15 protein-coding genes are annotated in these 16,775 nt (G+C 64.5%); 5 read left to right on the top strand and 10 right to left on the bottom strand.

The genetic code is table 11. The features are described from left to right. Positions 1–157 precede the first annotated feature (157 nt). The 4 genes from fmt (at position 158) to AAEQ75_RS08760 (ending at position 4,367) form a co-directional block, all read left to right on the top strand. Positions 158–1,090, top strand: coding sequence for a methionyl-tRNA formyltransferase (fmt, locus tag AAEQ75_RS08775; RefSeq protein ID WP_343351712.1), 933 nt, complete (start codon positions 158–160; stop codon positions 1,088–1,090). Further along, entirely contained in the window at positions 1,087–2,394 is a 1,308-nt protein-coding gene (gene rsmB, locus AAEQ75_RS08770; protein WP_343351710.1) for a 16S rRNA (cytosine(967)-C(5))-methyltransferase RsmB, read from the top strand. The genes fmt and rsmB overlap by 4 nt, the downstream gene beginning before the upstream one ends. Positions 2,395–2,555: 161 nt before the next feature. After that, a complete protein-coding gene (gene trkA / locus AAEQ75_RS08765; protein ID WP_343351708.1) occupies positions 2,556–3,929 on the top strand; it encodes a Trk system potassium transporter TrkA in 1,374 nt (457 codons plus the stop codon). 123 nt (positions 3,930–4,052) lie between these two features. After that, a complete protein-coding gene (locus AAEQ75_RS08760) occupies positions 4,053–4,367 on the top strand; it encodes a tetratricopeptide repeat protein (RefSeq protein ID WP_343351706.1) in 315 nt (104 codons plus the stop codon). Between the two features lie 173 nt (positions 4,368–4,540). Here AAEQ75_RS08760 and AAEQ75_RS08755 read toward each other — a convergent pair whose 3' ends face one another. The 4 genes from AAEQ75_RS08755 to AAEQ75_RS08740 all read right to left on the bottom strand — a co-directional run bounded on the left by AAEQ75_RS08755 (position 4,541) and on the right by AAEQ75_RS08740 (position 8,795). Further along, positions 4,541–5,917, bottom strand: coding sequence for an aspartate aminotransferase family protein (locus AAEQ75_RS08755; RefSeq protein ID WP_179543423.1), 1,377 nt, complete (start codon positions 5,915–5,917; stop codon positions 4,541–4,543). 20 nt (positions 5,918–5,937) lie between these two features. Continuing rightward, positions 5,938–7,401, bottom strand: a complete 1,464-nt coding sequence (locus tag AAEQ75_RS08750; RefSeq protein ID WP_343351702.1) for an NAD-dependent succinate-semialdehyde dehydrogenase — start codon at positions 7,399–7,401, stop codon at positions 5,938–5,940. A 216-nt stretch (positions 7,402–7,617) separates the two neighbouring features. Then, the gene (locus AAEQ75_RS08745; RefSeq protein ID WP_343351700.1) at positions 7,618–8,268 is read right to left on the bottom strand and encodes a 7-cyano-7-deazaguanine/7-aminomethyl-7-deazaguanine transporter; all 651 of its coding nucleotides are present in this window, start codon (positions 8,266–8,268) and stop codon (positions 7,618–7,620) included. A 155-nt stretch (positions 8,269–8,423) separates the two neighbouring features. Then, entirely contained in the window at positions 8,424–8,795 is a 372-nt protein-coding gene (locus AAEQ75_RS08740; RefSeq protein ID WP_371916968.1) for a C40 family peptidase, read from the bottom strand. A 399-nt stretch (positions 8,796–9,194) separates the two neighbouring features. Here AAEQ75_RS08740 and choX point away from each other — a divergent pair, with 399 nt between their 5' ends. Beyond that, the gene (gene choX, locus AAEQ75_RS08735; RefSeq protein ID WP_343351697.1) at positions 9,195–10,121 is read left to right on the top strand and encodes a choline ABC transporter substrate-binding protein; all 927 of its coding nucleotides are present in this window, start codon (positions 9,195–9,197) and stop codon (positions 10,119–10,121) included. Here the strand turns inward: choX and AAEQ75_RS08730 are convergent. From AAEQ75_RS08730 to AAEQ75_RS08705, 6 genes are all read right to left on the bottom strand, one after another. Further along, the gene (locus tag AAEQ75_RS08730) at positions 10,118–10,594 is read right to left on the bottom strand and encodes an Lrp/AsnC family transcriptional regulator (protein WP_343351695.1); all 477 of its coding nucleotides are present in this window, start codon (positions 10,592–10,594) and stop codon (positions 10,118–10,120) included. The two genes, choX and AAEQ75_RS08730, sit on opposite strands and share 4 nt — an antisense overlap. 108 nt (positions 10,595–10,702) lie before the next feature. Beyond that, positions 10,703–11,707, bottom strand: a complete 1,005-nt coding sequence (doeB, locus tag AAEQ75_RS08725) for a N(2)-acetyl-L-2,4-diaminobutanoate deacetylase DoeB (RefSeq protein ID WP_343351693.1) — start codon at positions 11,705–11,707, stop codon at positions 10,703–10,705. Between the two features lie 4 nt (positions 11,708–11,711). Then, entirely contained in the window at positions 11,712–12,902 is a 1,191-nt protein-coding gene (gene doeA, locus AAEQ75_RS08720; RefSeq protein ID WP_343351691.1) for an ectoine hydrolase DoeA, read from the bottom strand. A 57-nt stretch (positions 12,903–12,959) separates the two neighbouring features. After that, a complete protein-coding gene (gene eutC / locus AAEQ75_RS08715) occupies positions 12,960–13,937 on the bottom strand; it encodes an ectoine utilization protein EutC (RefSeq protein WP_343351689.1) in 978 nt (325 codons plus the stop codon). Positions 13,938–13,946: 9 nt separating this feature from the next. Next, positions 13,947–14,918: a hydroxyectoine utilization dehydratase EutB gene (gene eutB, locus AAEQ75_RS08710; RefSeq protein ID WP_143505042.1), complete on the bottom strand. Its 972-nt coding sequence runs from the start codon at positions 14,916–14,918 to the stop codon at positions 13,947–13,949. A gap of 269 nt (positions 14,919–15,187) precedes the next feature. Beyond that, positions 15,188–16,585, bottom strand: coding sequence for a PLP-dependent aminotransferase family protein (locus AAEQ75_RS08705; RefSeq protein ID WP_021487463.1), 1,398 nt, complete (start codon positions 16,583–16,585; stop codon positions 15,188–15,190). Between the last annotated feature and the right edge of the window lie 190 nt (positions 16,586–16,775).

Genomic DNA, 16,775 nt, shown 5'->3' with positions numbered 1-16,775 from the left:
CGTCACGAGCGAAGGTTAGGCAAGGCGAAAACAGGCGAGGGCGCGGAGTTTACGAGCTGTAAATGAGCAGTCCGAGCCTGTTTTCAACGCAGCATAACCGAGCGCAGTAGTTTCCATGTGACCTGCCAGGCAAGCCTTTTTCTTTGGTGACTACCCCATGCGTATCGTCTTTGCCGGCACCCCGGAATTCGCCGCCGAACACCTCAAGGCCCTGCTGGCCAGCCCGCACCAGATCATTGCCGTCTACACCCAGCCGGATCGCCCGGCAGGTCGCGGCCAGAAGCTGATGCCGAGCCCGGTCAAGCAACTCGCCGTCGAGCACGGCATCCCGGTCTACCAACCGGCCAGCCTGCGCAATGAAGAGGCCCAGACTGAGCTGGCGGCGCTCAAGCCGGACTTGATGGTAGTAGTCGCCTACGGCCTGATCCTGCCGCAGGTGGTGCTCGACACCCCACGCCTGGGCTGCATCAACAGTCACGCCTCCTTGCTGCCGCGCTGGCGCGGCGCCGCGCCGATCCAGCGCGCAGTGCAGGCCGGCGACGCCGAGAGTGGCGTCACCGTGATGCAGATGGAGGCCGGCCTCGATACCGGGCCGATGCTGCTCAAGGTCAGCACGCCAATCAATGCTGACGACACCGGCGGCAGCCTACATAACCGCCTGGCTGAGCTTGGTCCGCAGGCCGTATTGAAAGCCATCGATGGCCTGGCTGCCGGTACGCTGAAGGGCGAAGTGCAGGACGATGCCCTGGCCAACTACGCCCACAAACTGAACAAGGATGAGGCGCGCCTCGACTTCAGCCGCCCGGCCGTGGAACTGGAGCGCCTGGTGCGCGCCTTCCATCCCTGGCCGATTTGCCACACCACGCTGAACGGCGATGCGCTGAAAGTGCATGCGGCCGAGATCGGAGAAGGCAGGGGCGAGCCGGGCAGCATTCTCGCCGCCGACAAGCAGGGCCTGACCGTGGCCTGCGGCGAAGGCGCGCTGCGCCTGACTCGCCTGCAGCTGCCCGGCGGCAAGCCGCTGGCCTTCGCCGACCTATATAACAGCCGCCGCGAGCAGTTCGTCCCCGGTCTGGTACTCGGTCAATGAACCCGCGCCTGGCCGCCGCCCGCGCCCTGACTGCCGTGCTCTCTGGCAAGGCTTCGTTGGGCAGCAGCCTGCCGCCGCAACTGGACAAGGTCGAGCATCACGACCGCGCCCTGGCACAGGATCTGGCCTTCGGCGCCGCACGCTGGCAACCGCGCCTGCAACTGTTGGCCGACAAACTGCTGGAAAAACCCTTCAAGGCTGCCGACAAGGACGTGGAAGCGCTGCTGCTGATCGGCCTCTATCAGTTGCTGCACAGCCGCATCCCGGAGCATGCCGCCATCGGCGAGACGGTCGGCTGCGCCGGCGCGCTGAAAAAGCCCTGGGCCAAGGGACTGCTCAATGCCGTGCTGCGCCGCGCCCAACGCGAGCATGAAGAGATTTTCGCCGAACTGGATCGCGATCCAGTGCTGCACACCGCGCACCCGCGCTGGCTGCAAAAACAGCTCAAGGCCTTCTGGCCCGAGCACTGGCAAGCCATCTGCGCCGCCAACAACGCGCATCCGCCCCTGATCCTGCGGGTCAATCGCCGTCACGGCAGCCGTGACGCGTATCTCACCGAACTGCGCAACACCGGCATCAATACCGAGCCCTGCGCTTTCAGCCGTGACGGCGTGCGCTTGCTGCAACCCTGCGACGTGACCACGCTACCAGGCTTCAAGGACGGCCGCGTCAGCGTCCAGGACGAAGCTGCGCAACTGGCCGCCGATCTGCTCGAACTGACGCCAGGCCAACGCGTACTGGATGCCTGCGCAGCACCGGGCGGCAAGACCTGCCACCTGCTGGAAGTCGAGCCGGGACTCAGCGAAGTGGTCGCCGTGGATCTGGAAGCCAAGCGCCTGGCGCGCGTACGCGAGAATCTCGACCGCCTGCATCTGGAAGCCACGCTGATCGCCGCCGACGGCCGCGATACCGGCGCCTGGTGGGACGGCCGGCCATTCCAGCGCATCCTGCTCGACGCGCCGTGCTCGGCCACCGGCGTGATTCGCCGCCATCCGGACATCAAGCTGACCCGCCAGCCCGAAGACATTCCCGCCCTGGCGCAGTTGCAGGGCGAACTGCTCGACGCGCTGTGGCCGACCCTCGCGCCGGGCGGCATCCTGCTTTACGCCACTTGTTCGGTACTGCCGACGGAAAACAGCGAGACCATCGCCGCCTTCCTCGCCCGCACCGCCGATGCACAGGAAGTCGCCATCGCTGGCGAGTTCGGCCTGCAGCCAGCCCACGGTCGCCAGTTGCTGCCACAGCTGGACGGCCACGACGGCTTCTACTATGCCAAGCTGTTCAAAAGGCCACAGGTACTCTGAAATAGTCGTCATTACTCGCTGCGCTCGCCCTATTCGGGCCACACTAAAGTGCGTTCAGCGCAAGCGCTGTCCCGCGAAGGCGGGAACCCAGAAAACCGAAGCACCTGGGCTCCCGCCTTCGCGGGAGTGACGGTTGCCAATATTTCCAACGGAGCGTATCGGTGAAAATCATCATTCTCGGCGCCGGCCAGGTGGGCGGCACCCTGGCGGAACACCTCGCCAGCGAAGCCAACGACATCACCGTGGTCGACACCGATGGTGATCGCCTGCGCGACCTTGGTGACCGCCTGGACATCCGTACCGTACAGGGCAAGGGCTCCTTCCCCACCGTGCTGCGCCAGGCTGGTGCTGACGATGCCGACATGCTGGTGGCGGTAACCAACAGCGACGAAGTCAACATGATCGCCTGCCAGGTGGCCTACACCCTGTTCCATACGCCGACCAAGATCGCCCGCGTACGCGAGGCGGCTTACCTGACCCGCGAGGCGCTGTTCGACAACGAGGCGATTCCGGTCGACGTGCTGATCAGCCCCGAGCAGGTGGTGACCAACTACATCAAGCGCCTGATCGAATACCCGGGCGCCCTGCAGGTGATCGACTTCGCCGAAGGCAAGGCGCAGCTGGTGGCGGTCAAGGCCTACTACGGCGGCCCGCTGGTGGGTCAGCAACTGCGCCAGTTGCGCCAGCACATGCCCAACGTCGACACCCGCGTCGCGGCGATCTTCCGCCGCAACCGGCCGATAATGCCCAAGGGCGACACCGTGATCGAGGCCGATGACGAAGTGTTCTTCATCGCTGCCAAGGCGCACATCCGCGCGGTGATGAGCGAGATGCGCCGCCTCGAGGATAGCTACAAGCGCGTGGTGATCGCCGGTGGCGGCAACATCGGCGAACGCTTGGCCGAAGCCATCGAAAGCCGCTACCAGGTGAAGATCATCGAGATGAACCCGGCGCGCTGCCGCTACCTGTCGGAGAACCTCGACAGCACCATCGTGCTGCAGGGCAGCGCCTCGGATCGCGACCTGCTGGTGGAGGAGAACATCAACGATGCCGACATCTTCCTCGCCCTGACCAACGACGACGAGGCCAACATCATGTCCTCGCTGTTGGCCAAGCGCCTGGGTGCGCGCAAGGTGATGACCATCATCAACAACCCGGCCTATGTCGACCTGGTACAAGGCGGCGAGATCGACATCGCCATCAGCCCGCAGCTGGCCACCATCGGCACCCTGCTGACCCACGTGCGCCGTGGCGATATCGAAAGCGTGCACAGCTTGCGCCGTGGCGCGGCGGAAGCGCTGGAGGTGATCGCCCATGGCGATGCCAAGTCGAGCAAGGTGATCGGCCGCGCCATCGCAGACATCGCCCTGCCACCGAGCACCACCATCGGCGCCATCATCCGCGATGAACAGGTACTGATCGCCCACGACAATACGGTGATCGAGTCTGGCGACCACGTGATCCTGTTCCTGGTCGACAAGAAGTACATCCGCGACGTCGAGCGCCTGTTCCAGGCGGGGTTAACCTTCTTCTGAAGCTAGAGAAGAGAAATTTCGTAGGAGCGAGCTCTGCTCGCGAAGCGTTTCGAGCCGCTGAGATTCGCGAGCAGAGCTCGCTCCTACAATCGACACCAGCGAGGCCGACGAAGGAGACTCCCTGTGAGCACTGAGGCACTGGAAAAGATGTTGGCCAAGGGCATGGACAACGCCCTGCTGCGGTTCGGCCTGGGCAAGGCCCACCTGGATGGCGGCAATGCGGTGCAGGCGGCCGAGCACCTGCAACGCTGCGTGGAATTCGACCCTACCTATTCAGCGGCGTGGAAGCTGCTGGGCAAGGCGCTGCAGGCCGAAGGCGACCTCGACGGCGCGCGCCAGGCCTGGCAGCAGGGCATCGCCGCCGCTCAGGCCAAGGGCGACAAGCAGGCCGAGAAAGAAATGACCGTGTTTTTGCGCAAGCTGGACAAGCAACGCTGATCGACTCGGTGCGCACAGCGCACCCTACGGTTCGCAGCGGGTTGTAGGGTGCGCCGTGCGCACCGAGCTAGCAGGCTGTTGAAAAACTATCTGCGTTGCCTGGCCGTCGTTAAAAACAGCCTGCTGGAGAAGGACTTCAGCCTTCATGGCTGAAGTCCTTCCAGCGGTAGATCTCAGAGCACCTCGCTGGCCACCGCATCCACCGCCGCCTTGGCGATCCCCACTACCTCGTCCGCCTCGGCCTTGGTCAGCACCAGCGGCGGGGCGAAACCGAGGATGTCGCCGTGCGGCATGGCGCGGGCGATCATGCCGCGCTCCAGGCAGGCGGCAGAGACGCGCGGGCCGACCTTGAGCGCGGCATCGAAGGGCGTGCGCGCCTCCTTGTCAGCCATGAACTCCAGCGCGGCAAGCATGCCGACACCGCGCACTTCGCCCACCAGGGGATGACCTTCGAAGGTCTGGCGCAGTTGCTGGTTGAGATAGGCGCCGACATCGGCGGCGTTGGCGGAGATATTTTCCTTTTCGAGAATATCCAGGTTGGCCAGCGCAGCCGCAGCGCAGATCGGATGACCTGAGTAAGTCCAGCCATGGCCCATGGCGCCGTCGCGGCTAGAGGCCTCGTCGATCACGTTCCACACCTTCTCACCGACGATCACCGCCGACAGCGGCGCGTAGGCGCTGGTCAGACCCTTGGCGGTGGTGATCAGGTCCGGCTGCATGCCGAACATCTGGCTGCCCATCGGCGTGCCCAGACGGCCAAAGGCGCAGACCACTTCGTCGGCGATCAGCAGGATGTCGTACTTCGCTAGTACCGCCTGGATCGCCTGCCAGTAGCCCTTGGGCGGCACGATGATGCCACCGGTGCCCATCACCGGCTCACCGATGAAGGCGGCCACGGTGTCCGGACCTTCGGCCAGGATCAGGCGCTCCAGATCCTCGGCGCAATGGCGCACGAAAGCCGCTTCGTCCATGCCGGCCGGCGCCTTGTAGAAATGCGGGCAGGCGGCGTGCTTGATGTCCGGCGCCGGCAGGTCGAAGTGCTGGTGGAAGCTGGCCAGGCCGGTGAGGCTGCCGGTCATGATGCCCGAGCCGTGGTAGCCGCGCTGGCGGGAGATGATCTTCTTCTTCGCCGGGCGGCCGAGCACGTTGTTGTAGTAACGCACCAGCTTGATCTGGGTCTCGTTGGCGTCCGAGCCAGACAGGCCGTAGTAGACCTTCTTCATGCCCTTCGGCGCCCAGTCGATGATGCGCGCCGACAGCTCGATGATGGCCTCGGTCGAGTGGCCGACGTAAGTGTGGTAGTAGGCCAGCTCCTTGGCCTGCTTGTAGATGGCCTCGGCCACTTCGGTACGCCCGTAGCCAATGTTCACGCAGTACAGGCCGGCAAATGCATCGAGCAGCTCGCGGCCTTCGTGGTCGCGAATACGGATGCCGGAAGCGCCGGTGATGATGCGCCCCTTGAGTGCGCCGCTGGCGTGGTCGTGAGCGTGGGTGGACGGGTGCATGAAGTGGGCACGGTCCTGGGCGAACAACTCGTCGTAATGGCTCATGGAAAATCCTCCGGTTTGGCTCAGTAGCGCTGGCCCTGATGATGAATGCAGAAGTATTTGGTCTCGACGAAGGGCTCGAAGCCTTCCGTACCGCCCTCACGGCCGAGACCGGAAGCTTTCATGCCACCGAAGGGGATCGGGTGGCCGGTGAACTTGGTGCCGTTGACCGCGACCATAGCGTGGTCGAGGCGGCGGATCAGCGGATGAACGACATCCACGCGGTTGGAACAAATGTAGGCGGCCAGGCCGTATTCGGTGTCATTGGCCATGGCCACGGCTTCGTCCAGCGTGTCGAAGGGGCGCACGCCAGCGATGGGGGCGAAGTTCTCCTCGCGGTAGATGCGCATGCTGTCAGTGACGTCGGCCAGCAGCGTCGGCTGCCAGAACCAACCGCCCAGCGCATGCGGTTCGCCACCGGCCAGCAGGCGCGCGCCCTGTTCGATGGCATCGGTAACCCGTGCGGCCGTCACGTCCAGCGCAGCCTGGTGCATCAGCGGACCGATCTGGTTGCGCGCGTCATGCCCAGGGCCGACGCGCAGGCCGCGCACGGCCTTGGCGAAGCGCTGTAGAAATTCTTCATAAATGGGGCGCTCGACCAGAATACGGTTGGCGGCGCAGCAGTCCTGGCCGGAGGTCTGGAACTTGGCATCCAGCGCCACCTGCACGGCGTGATCGAGATCGGCATCGGCGCAAACGATCAGCGGCGCATTGCCGCCCAGTTCCAGCGCCACCTTCTTCACATCATCAGCAGCCGCCTGTAGCACCAGCTTGCCGACGCGAGTCGAGCCGGTGAAGCTCACCGAGCGCACACGGGTATCTTTGATCAGGGTTTCCATGGCCATCTGCGGTTCACCCAATACCACGTTGAACACACCGGCTGGCAAGCCGGCCTCCTCGGCCAGTTGCGCCAGGGCAAAGGCGGAATAGGGCGTCTCGTGTGCCGGTTTGACCACCACGGTACAACCGGCGGCCAACGCCGCGGCGGCCTTGCGGGTGATCATCGCGCTGGGGAAATTCCACGGTGTGAGCAGGGCACAGACACCGACCGGCTCTTTCACCGTACCGAGCTGGGCACCAGGGATATGGCTGGGAATGGTCTGGCCGTAGAGCCGGCGCGCCTCTTCGGCGAACCAGGGAATGAAGCTGGCGGCGTAGCGGATCTCGCCACGGGCTTCGGCCAGCGGCTTGCCCTGTTCCTGGCTGAGGATGCGCGCCAGGTCTTCCTGATGCTGCAGGATCAGCTCGGCCCAGCGCCGCAGCAGCGACGCGCGGGTTTCCAGGCTCTGCTCGCGCCAGTCGGCGAAAGCGCGCTGGGCGGCGTCCACTGCGGCTACGATCTGCTGCTCACCAAGCATCGGCACATGGCCGATCACGCTCTGGTCGGCCGGGTTGTGCACGGCAATGCTGGCGCCCTCGTCACTGTGCAGCCAGTGACCGTCGACATAGCACAGCGATTTGAACAGCAGGGGATGGTCGAGGGGCATGGCGGTGTCTCCGGGCCAATGGGCATGGGAGACATGCTAGGGAAGAGCGGCTTGGCATTTTTTCCAAGCCGGGCAGGCGCCACCGCAGTTTTTTCTGAAGGATCAGCCGGAACAGAAGATTTCTGGGGCGCCCGTCATGCCTTGACGGCGGCACTCGGGTAAAGCGCCTCCCACATACTTGGCCACCGTGGGAGGCGCTTCAGCGGCGAGTGAGCATCACGCCGTGGCAGTGCGCTGCGGCAAGGCCCGCACGATGGCACTGAGCAGCATGCCGTACAACGGCACGAATAGGATCAGGCTGATGGCCAGCTTGATCACGTAGTCCACGGTGGCGATCTCTACCCAGTTGGCGGCCATGAACGGATCATCGCTGCGCCAGAAGGCCACCGAGAAGAACAGGAAGGTATCGAGCAGATTGCCGAAGATGGTCGAGGCCGTCGGCGCGACCCACCACTGGCGCATCTGGCGCAGGCGGTCGAACACCTGGATATCGAGCAACTGGCCGAAGGCGTAGGCCAGGAAACTGGCCACGGCGATGCGAAAGACGAACAGGTTGAATTCGCCCAGCGTCGCCAGACCGCCGAATACCCCTTCATGGAACAGCACCGACACCACGTAGGAGGCCACCAGCGCCGGCAGCATCACGCGGGCAATCACCACCCGCGCGGAATGCTTGCCGATCAGGCGCACGGTGAGATCGGTGGCCAGGAAGATGAACGGAAAGCTGAACGCACCCCAGGTGGTATGCCAGCCGAACAGGGTGATCGGCAGCTGCACCAGGTAGTTGCTGGCGATGATGATGAGGATATGGAAGGCGATCAGGCCGGCCAGCACGGGCCGACTGACCGACGCAGGAATCAGGGTCATGTCGATGTCCTTTTTCATGGAGTGGGGTTAGGGAACCCACTGCCGCAGCCGACATGGCCGCGAGCGGCGCGCATTCTAGCGCGTTGTTGACCCGCGGGATAGGTTTTCCCGCAGATGACCAAACCGCTCGGATGGAAGGTCGCGCCACCTCTGACTCAGGCTTCAGGCACAACCCGCTTGGCCAACTGGAAATGCCGCTGCCAATACGAGTTGTTGAGGAAGTCGATACGCACGTTGGTGCCGCGGCGCGGCGCGTGGACGAAGCGGCCCTCACCGATGTAGATGGCCACGTGATCTACCGAGCGGCTGCGAATGCGGAAGAACAGCAAATCGCCCGGCTGCAGGTCGCTGCGTTTCACCGAGGGCGCGTCCAGACGCGACAGCGCGCGGGAGGTGCGCGGAAGGTCGAGGTCGTCCTGGGTCTTGAAGGCGTATTGCACCAGGCCGCTGCAATCGAAACCGTGGCGCAGGCTGGTACCACCCCAGCGGTAAGGCGTGCCCAACGCGCCCAGGGCGCGGTCGATCACTTCGCTGGACGGTTTTGGCGCGACCGCTGGCGCGGTGGCAGGAAGGGTGTGGATACGAAAGGTGGCGGAGGCTTGGGTACAAATTCCCAGTAAAAGAGCGCCTCCCAGGCAAAATGACATGAAGAACCTATTCAAACCCAGTGACCCTGGTGATTGGCCTTTGCGCGGAAGCCCTTCCGAATCAAGGCATTGCATCGGAAACGAGCCTCCTGCCCATCCCGGAGACGGACTGCCTGAAAAAGTCTTTGGTTCATTTCCAATTAGACGAGCCGACGAACGGTTTACCGCTGATGCCTTCGTATTCCCGACCAATCGCGTCCAATCACGACTCGGAGGTTGAGCCTCCGGCCCTCGGCCGTTAAGGTCACGGAGCGACTCATCTTCGGAAAGGATTCACTCATGACGCTCAAAGCCTTCCTGCTCGGCGCCTCGCTCCTGGCACTCGCCCACGGCGCCCAGGCGCAGACCGAAAACTCCAGCTGCTCCACGGTGACCCTGGCCGATCCCGGTTGGAGCGACATCGCCGTGACCAACGGCATCGCCAGCCTGCTGCTCGACAGCCTCGGCTACAAAGCGCAGACCCGCACGCTGGCAGTGCCGATCATCTTCGCCGGGCTGCAGAAGGGCCAGGTGGACGTGTTCCTCGGCAACTGGATGCCGGCCGGCCAGCACGACTATGAGCGCTACGTGGAAAGCGGCCAGGTCGACAAGGTGGTGGAAAACCTCGGCGGTACCGAATACACCCTGGCCGTGCCGACCTACGTCCATGAAGCCGGCGTGAAGGACTTCAGCGATCTGGCCAGATTCGCCGAGCAGTTTGGCAGGAAGATCTACGGCATCGGCTCCGGCTCGCCGGCCAACGACTACATCCGCCAGATGATCGAAGGCAACGAGTTCGGCCTGGGCGACTGGCAACTGGTGGAATCCAGCGAGCAGGCCATGCTGGTGCAGGTCGGCCGGGCGGTGAAGCGCGACGAGTTCGTGGTGTTCCTCGGCTGGACGCCGCACCCGATGAACGTGCAGTTCGACATGCAGTACCTCAAGGGCGGCGAGAAATTCTTCGGCAGCACCGGCTCGGTCAACACCCTGGCACGCAAGGGCTATGTGGCCGAATGCCCGAACGTGGGCAAGCTGCTGAGCAACCTGAAGTTCACCCAGGAGATGGAGAACACCATCATGGACGAAGTGCTCAACCGCCGCGTCGCCAATGCCGCGGCGATCAGGAGCTGGATAAAGGCCAATCCCGCGGTGCTCGACGGCTGGCTGGAGGGCGTGAAAACCCGTGATGGCGGTGAAGGGCTGGCGGCGGTTAAAGCGAAGCTCTAGTCGTCCAACTCAGTGGGCGCGCCCGAGGCGTCCGCCTTGATGGTCTTGGTGACGATGTAGGTGAAGTAGCGCTCGATGCCCAGGTCTTCGAGCAGCAACTGGTCGATGAAGCGCTGGTAGTGGTCGATATCGCGGGCACGGATCATCGCGATGTAATCGACACCGCCGCCGGTGGCGTAGCAGAAACCCACCTCCGGCGCCTCGCTCAGGCGCTGCTCGAAGCGGCGCATATCCTGCGCGGTGTGGCGGGCGAGGGTGATTTCCACCAGCACCTGCTGGCTGCGAAATAGCGCCGCCCAGTCGATCTGCGCGCGGTAGCCCTTGATCAACCCGGCACTTTCCAGTTTGCGCACCCGCTCCCACGCCGGCGTCACCGAGAGGTTGATCGCCTCGGCCAGGGCCGACTTGGTGATCCGCCCATCCTCGGAAAGGATACGCAGGATCTTCAGGTCATAGCGGTCGAGCTTGTGCATCGGGGGCCTCGGTTGATTGGTTAGGGCGCTGGCAGGCGACAGCTTCGCGGCTGAAGCGGAATGCCGCCCAGCCGCTCCTACAACGATGCAGCCGGATGGCGACCGTTTCTAGTCCACCACCTCGGCTATAACGGCGAGGGTATCACCACCTTTCACCAACCCCGGAAAATGCCGCGCGGCGAGCAGGCCGCTGCGTTTGGCACGGTACTCGGTGGCCGGCGCGCCAGTACGACGCGCACTGTGCACCCGCGCGATCACCTCGCCCTTCTCCACGGTATCACCGAGGTCGCGGCACATTTCCAGTAGGCCATCGTCCTCACTGGCGACGAAGCAGTCGCCATCAGGCATATCCAGCATCACCGACTCGCCGGCCTCGATCTCGCCTTGCAGCAAGCCGAAGTGGATCAGCAGGTTGCGCACGCCGCGCTCGGCGATGGCCAGGCTTTTCGCCGTGCTGCTACCGCCGCCACCCAGTTCGGTGGTGACGAATACCTTGCCCTGTTCCTCGGCCGCGGTGTCGTACATGCCCACTGCGTCCAGTTCCAGCATGCGCATGCAGTAGGGCGCGGCGAACGCGCGCATGCCGGCGGCGCAGGCGGCGTCCTGGGCTTTGTCCGGCAGCATGTGGCAGGCGGCGAAGGGCAGGAAGTCCAGGGTCTTGCCGCCGGAGTGAATGTCCAGCACCACATCGGCCATGGGCAACAGCGTGCGCTGGAAGTAGTCGGCGATCTTCTGCGTCACCGTGCCGTCCGGCTTGCCAGGAAAGCTGCGGTTGAGGTTGCCCTTGTCGATGGGCGAGGTACGGGTGCCGGCCTGCACCGCCGGGGTGTTCATGAACGGCACGATGATCACCCGGCCACTGACGTCCTCGGCGCGCAGGCGCTGGGCCAGCTTGCTCAATGCCAGCGGGCCTTCGTATTCGTCGCCGTGGTTGCCGCCGGTGAGCAGCGCGGTGGGGCCGCTGCCATTCTTCACCACGGTGACCGGGATCATCACCGCACCCCAGGCCGAATCGTCGCGGGAATAGGGCAGCTTGAGAAAGCCGTGTTGCACGCCATCACGGTCGAAATCGACCGTGGGGCTGATAGGGTTGTCGCGCAGAACGTAGGTCATGGCATCAGTCCTTCACGAACAGCTTGCGCGGTACGTCGCAGAAGGTTTCCACGCCGCTGTCGGTGATCAGGATCGATTCGGTGATCTCCAGGCCCCAGTCGTCCAGCCACAGGCCGGGCATGAAGTGGAAGGTCATTCCCGGCTGCAGCACGCTTTCGTCGCTCGGGCGCAGGCTCATGGTGCGCTCGCCCCAGTCCGGCGGATAACTGATACCGATGGGGTAGCCGCAGCGGCTGTCCTTGTGGATGCCGAATTTCTCCAGCACCTTGAAGAAGGCGCGGGCGATATCGCCGGTGGTGTTGCCCGGCTTGGCCGCCTCCAGGCCGGCGGCGATGCCCTCGACCACGGCCTTCTCGCCGTCGAGGAAATGCTGCGGTGGCTTGCCCAGGTAGATGGTGCGCGACAGCGGGCAGTGATAGCGCTTGTAGCAGCCGGCGATCTCGAAGAAGGTGCCGGCGCCGCTGATCATCGGCGAGTCGTCCCAGGTCAGGTGCGGCGCACTGGCATCGGCGCCGGTGGGCAGCAGCGGGACGATGGCCGGATAGTCGCCGCCATGGCCGTCTGCACCGAGAATGCCGGTACGGTAGATCTCGGCTACCAGCTCGTTCTTGCGCAGGCCCGGTTCGATCTTGTCGAAGATCGCCGCGTGCATCTTCTCGACGATCTTCGCCGCGATGCGCATGTAGCCGATCTCGGTGAGCGACTTGATCGCCCGCTGCCAGTTGACCAATGCAGTCGAATCGACGAAGCGCGCGTTGGGCAGATTGCGCTGCAGCGAGCCATAGGCGGCGGCGCTGAAGTAGTAGTTGTCCAGCTCGACGCCGATGGTCAGCTTGTCCCAGCCACGCGCGGCGATGATCTCCTTGGACAGGTAGTCCATCGGGTGGCGCTCGGTGGACTGCACGTAGTGGTCGGGGTAGCCGACGATATTGCTCTGCTGCATGAACACCGTGCGCTTGGCGCCGTTGGCGTCCTGGCCACGACCGTACCAGACCGGCTCGCCATCGAGCGCCAGCAGCACGCACTGGTGCACGTAGAACGACCAGCCGTCATAGCCGGTGAGCCAGGCCATGTTGGACGGGTCGGTGACGATCAGTAGCTCGATGCCCCTGGCCTGCATGGCGCTGCGCGTCTTGGCCAGGCGCTGGGCATATTCCTCCCGGCTGAAGGGGAGGTTGACGACGATTTCGGACATTGCGTTGCCCTCGTGATGGAACGGTTATTCAGGCGCGGCGTGCCGCGCCCGCAGGTTTCATGAATCGAAACTGAGGCCTTTGCCGGCCGCGACGGCGCGCTGGTAGGCGAGGCTGGCGATGGCGGTGTCTTGTGCTCCAGTGCCGGTCAGGTCGCACAGGGTGATCTGCTCGGGCGCGGTGCGACCGGGACGTTGCCCAGCGATGACCTGGCCGAGCTCGGCGAAGTCATCCTCGGCATGCACCAGACCGGCGGCGATGGCGTGGTGCAGCTCACCCAGCACACGGGTCTGGCTCAGGCGGTCGGCGACATAGGCATTGACCCGCGCCAGCACGGCTGGGGCGATCTCGTTCTTGTGCTCGGCATCCGAGCCCATGGCGGTGATATGCAGGCCGGAGCGCAGGTGCTGCGGCTGGATCAGCGGCTCGCGACTGGGCGTGGTAGTGATGGCGATATCGGCACCATCGAGCGCCGCGTCGACGCTGTCCACGGCACGCGCATCGTCCAGCTCGGCAGCCATGGCCTGGGCCTTGGCGGGATCACGCGCCCAGATACGCACCTCGCGCACCTCACGCACCAGGCGCAGTGCCTGTAACTGCAGGCGCGCCTGCTCACCGGCACCGAGGATGGCGACCACCTTGGCATCTTCACGAGCCAGCCATTTGGCGGCGATGGCACCAGCGGCGGCGGTGCGCACGGCAGTGAGGTAGCCGTTATCCAGCAGCAGCGCATCGGCCAGGCCGGTCTGTGCCGAGAACAGCATCATCAGGCCATTGAGGCTGGGCAGGCCAAGCTTGGGGTTGTCGAAGAAACCGGGGCTGACCTTGATCGCGAAGTGCGCCACGCCGGGCAGGTAAGCGGTCTTCACGTCTACCTCGCCGTTATGCTCGGGCACGTCCAGACGCAGGATCGGCGGCATCGCCACGGCGGCAGTGGCCAGCAGGCGGAAGGCGTTTTCCACCACTTCGAGGCTGTCGGTATCGAGGCCGACGCAGTCGCGCAGGTCGGCCTGGTTGAGAATCAGGGTCTTGGCCATGGAAGCTCCTCAGGCGTCGGCGCCATTGAGCACGCGCAGGTGCTGGTCGATGTCGATGTTGCGGCCGCTGATCACCACCACCACCGGGCCACGCGGTTCGATCAGGCCATCGAGCAAAGCGGCGATGCCGACCGCTGCGGCGCCCTCGACCACCAGCCTTTCTTCGCGGTAGGCGTGGCGGATGCCACGGGCGATGGAAGCCTCGTCGAGCAGGTGAACCTGATCGCACAGCTCGCGAGTGATGGAATAGGTGAAGCGGTTGTCCAGACCGATACCGCCGCCGAGCGAGTCGGCCAGGGTTGGCAGTTCCTCCACTTCGACTGGCTCACCAGCCTCGAGGCTGGCGTGCATCGCCGCACCCAGTTGCATGCTGATGCCGTGGGTCCGAATGGCCGGGCTGGCCGCCTTGATCGCCAGTGCCACGCCAGCGAACAGGCCGCCGCCGGACAGCGGCACCAGCACTTCGCAGACGTCCGGGCATTGTTCGAGAATCTCCAGGCCCAGGCTGCCCTGGCCGGCGATCACATTCGGGTGGTCGAAGGGTGGGATAAATGCGGCGCCCTGCTCGCGGGCGATACGCAGGGCTTCGAGCTGGGCATCGTCCTGGCTGCGGCCTTTAATAACCACCTCAGCGCCCAACTCGCGAATGGCAAGCACCTTGTTCTGCGGCACAAGCTCGGAGAGGCAGACAATGGCCTTCACGCCCTGCTGCGAGGCGGCGAAGGCAAGCGCACGGCCATGGTTGCCGGTGGAGGCCGTAACCACGCCGAGGCGCTTCTGCTCGGCATCCAGCTGCGCGACCGCGTTGCTCGCGCCGCGCAGCTTGAAGCTGCCGGTAGCCTGCTGTGACTCCAGCTTCAACCACACCGGCACACCGGCCAGGCGACTCAGGCTGGGCGAATGCTCCAGCGGCGTCTGGCGCACCAGGCCGGCAATGCGCTGGCGGGCATGGAGCAGGTCATCGAAGGGGATGGAAGACATGGCGCACGTTCCGTGAAGGTGTGCGGCCGAGTGTATGAGCGGGAAATTGAGCGGCTGAATGTACTAGGACGATTTTTTATCTGAGCGTTTGTACCGTAAGGAAATCGGTGCGCACAGCACACCCCACAGACACGTCGACAGTAGGGTGCGCCGCGCGCACCAGCTTGTAGCCCTCTTCCGCAAGCGGGAGGGGCTGATCAGCATGACGGGCAAAATTGTAGGAGCGGCTGGGCGGCATTCCGCTTCAGCCGCGAAGCTCTTCAACAGCGCTAAAAATCATGCACCTTCGGGTACTGCTCGAACACGTCCCGCACGATTTGCACGCCCTGGCGCATCTTCGCTTCGCTGCATTCGGCGCCGACGCACAGGCGCACCGCGCGCGGCCGTGGCATACCGGGCGGGACGAAGGGATCGGGCAAGGTCAGCGCGACGTTGCGCCGGCGCAGTTCGCGCAGCAGGCCGTCAGTTTCCCAGCCTTCGGGCACACGCAGCCAGCTGTTCAGCGAATAGGGGTGGTTACCGATCAGGTGTTCGCCCAGCTCCTGCTCCACCAGCGCCTGCCGGTTGGCCAGCAATTGCCGCTGCAACTGCACCAGATCCTCAGCCTCGCCGGAGTCGATCCACCGCGTGGCGATCTCCCCGAGCAACGACGGCGCCATCCAGCTGTTGACCCGCAGGATGCTCTCGGTGCGCAGGGCGAGGCGTTTGGGCATCACCAGATAACCTATGCGCAGGCCGGTGAGCACCGATTTGGTCATGCTGGTGCAGTAGAACGACAGCTCCGGCGCGTAATGGCTGAGCGGCCGCGTGGCCTGCTGTCCGGCCAGCAGCGGGCCGTAGACGTCGTCCTCGATGATGTACACGCCATAGCGGCGGGCGATCTCGGCGATCTCGCGGCGGCGCTCGTCGGGCATCAGTGCGCTGGTCGGGTTGTTCAGGTTGGGCGTGCAGACCAGCGCGGTGATCCGCTCGTTGCCACACATGTCCTCGAAGTGCTCGGGGTTCAGCCCGTAGCGATCCATCTCCAGGCCCTTGAGGGTGAAGCCGAGCACCTGCGAACTGCCGATGGCGCCGTGGTCGGTCAGCCCTTCGCAGAGCACCACGTCATCCGGGCCGGCCAAGGTAGCCAAGGCGAGGAAAATACCGTGGGCGGCGCCGCTGGTCAGCAGCACATCCTCGATGCCGACATCCATACCCAGGCGCGCCAGCCAGCGCACCGCGGCCTCGCGCTGATGCTGCATGCCAGCAATCGGGCGGAAGGCGTGAATCCACGGCTGGTCCGGCTCCTGCGCCAACTCCAGGCAGGTCTGTCGCCACAGGCGGTCGTGATCAGCCGTATGCAGGATGCGCGCGTTGGAAAAGTCCATCAGCGCCTGCTCGGTTTGATCGAGCATGCTGGTGGCCACGCGCTCGCTGGTGCGCCGTGAGACGAAGCTGCCACGGCCCACCTCGCAGCGCACGCGGCCCTGACGCTCTAACTCCTTGTAGGCGTTGGTCACGGTCTGCACGCTGATACCCAGCGCATCTGAAACCTGACGTTGCGGCGGCAACCGTTGGCCGTCGATCAGGGTACCCTGTTCGATATCGGCGGCGACCGCCTGGACCAGCAGCTTGTATTTCGATTCGCCCGGGCGAGCGTTGGCCAGGGCCTTCTTCCAGTTGTGCATCGATGGCTCCTCCGGCGACTGCGTTCAAGCATCCCGCGTGAGGCGTTACGATTCAATTGTCCTAGTGCAATGCCGTAGCCAAAAAAGCCTTTGTATGCTCGGCCCAAGGGTGGAAAACAGTGCCTCAGGCAACTCAAAAGAACACCACCCGGCGCAGGCCTACTGCGCACCAACGCTCTTGATTTACCTG

This window comes from Pseudomonas sediminis (genome assembly GCF_039555755.1).
Lineage (GTDB): Bacteria > Pseudomonadota > Gammaproteobacteria > Pseudomonadales > Pseudomonadaceae > Aquipseudomonas > Aquipseudomonas mendocina_D.
Note: the sequence above shows the minus strand (reverse complement) of the source record. Positions and strands in the feature narration are given on the sequence as shown.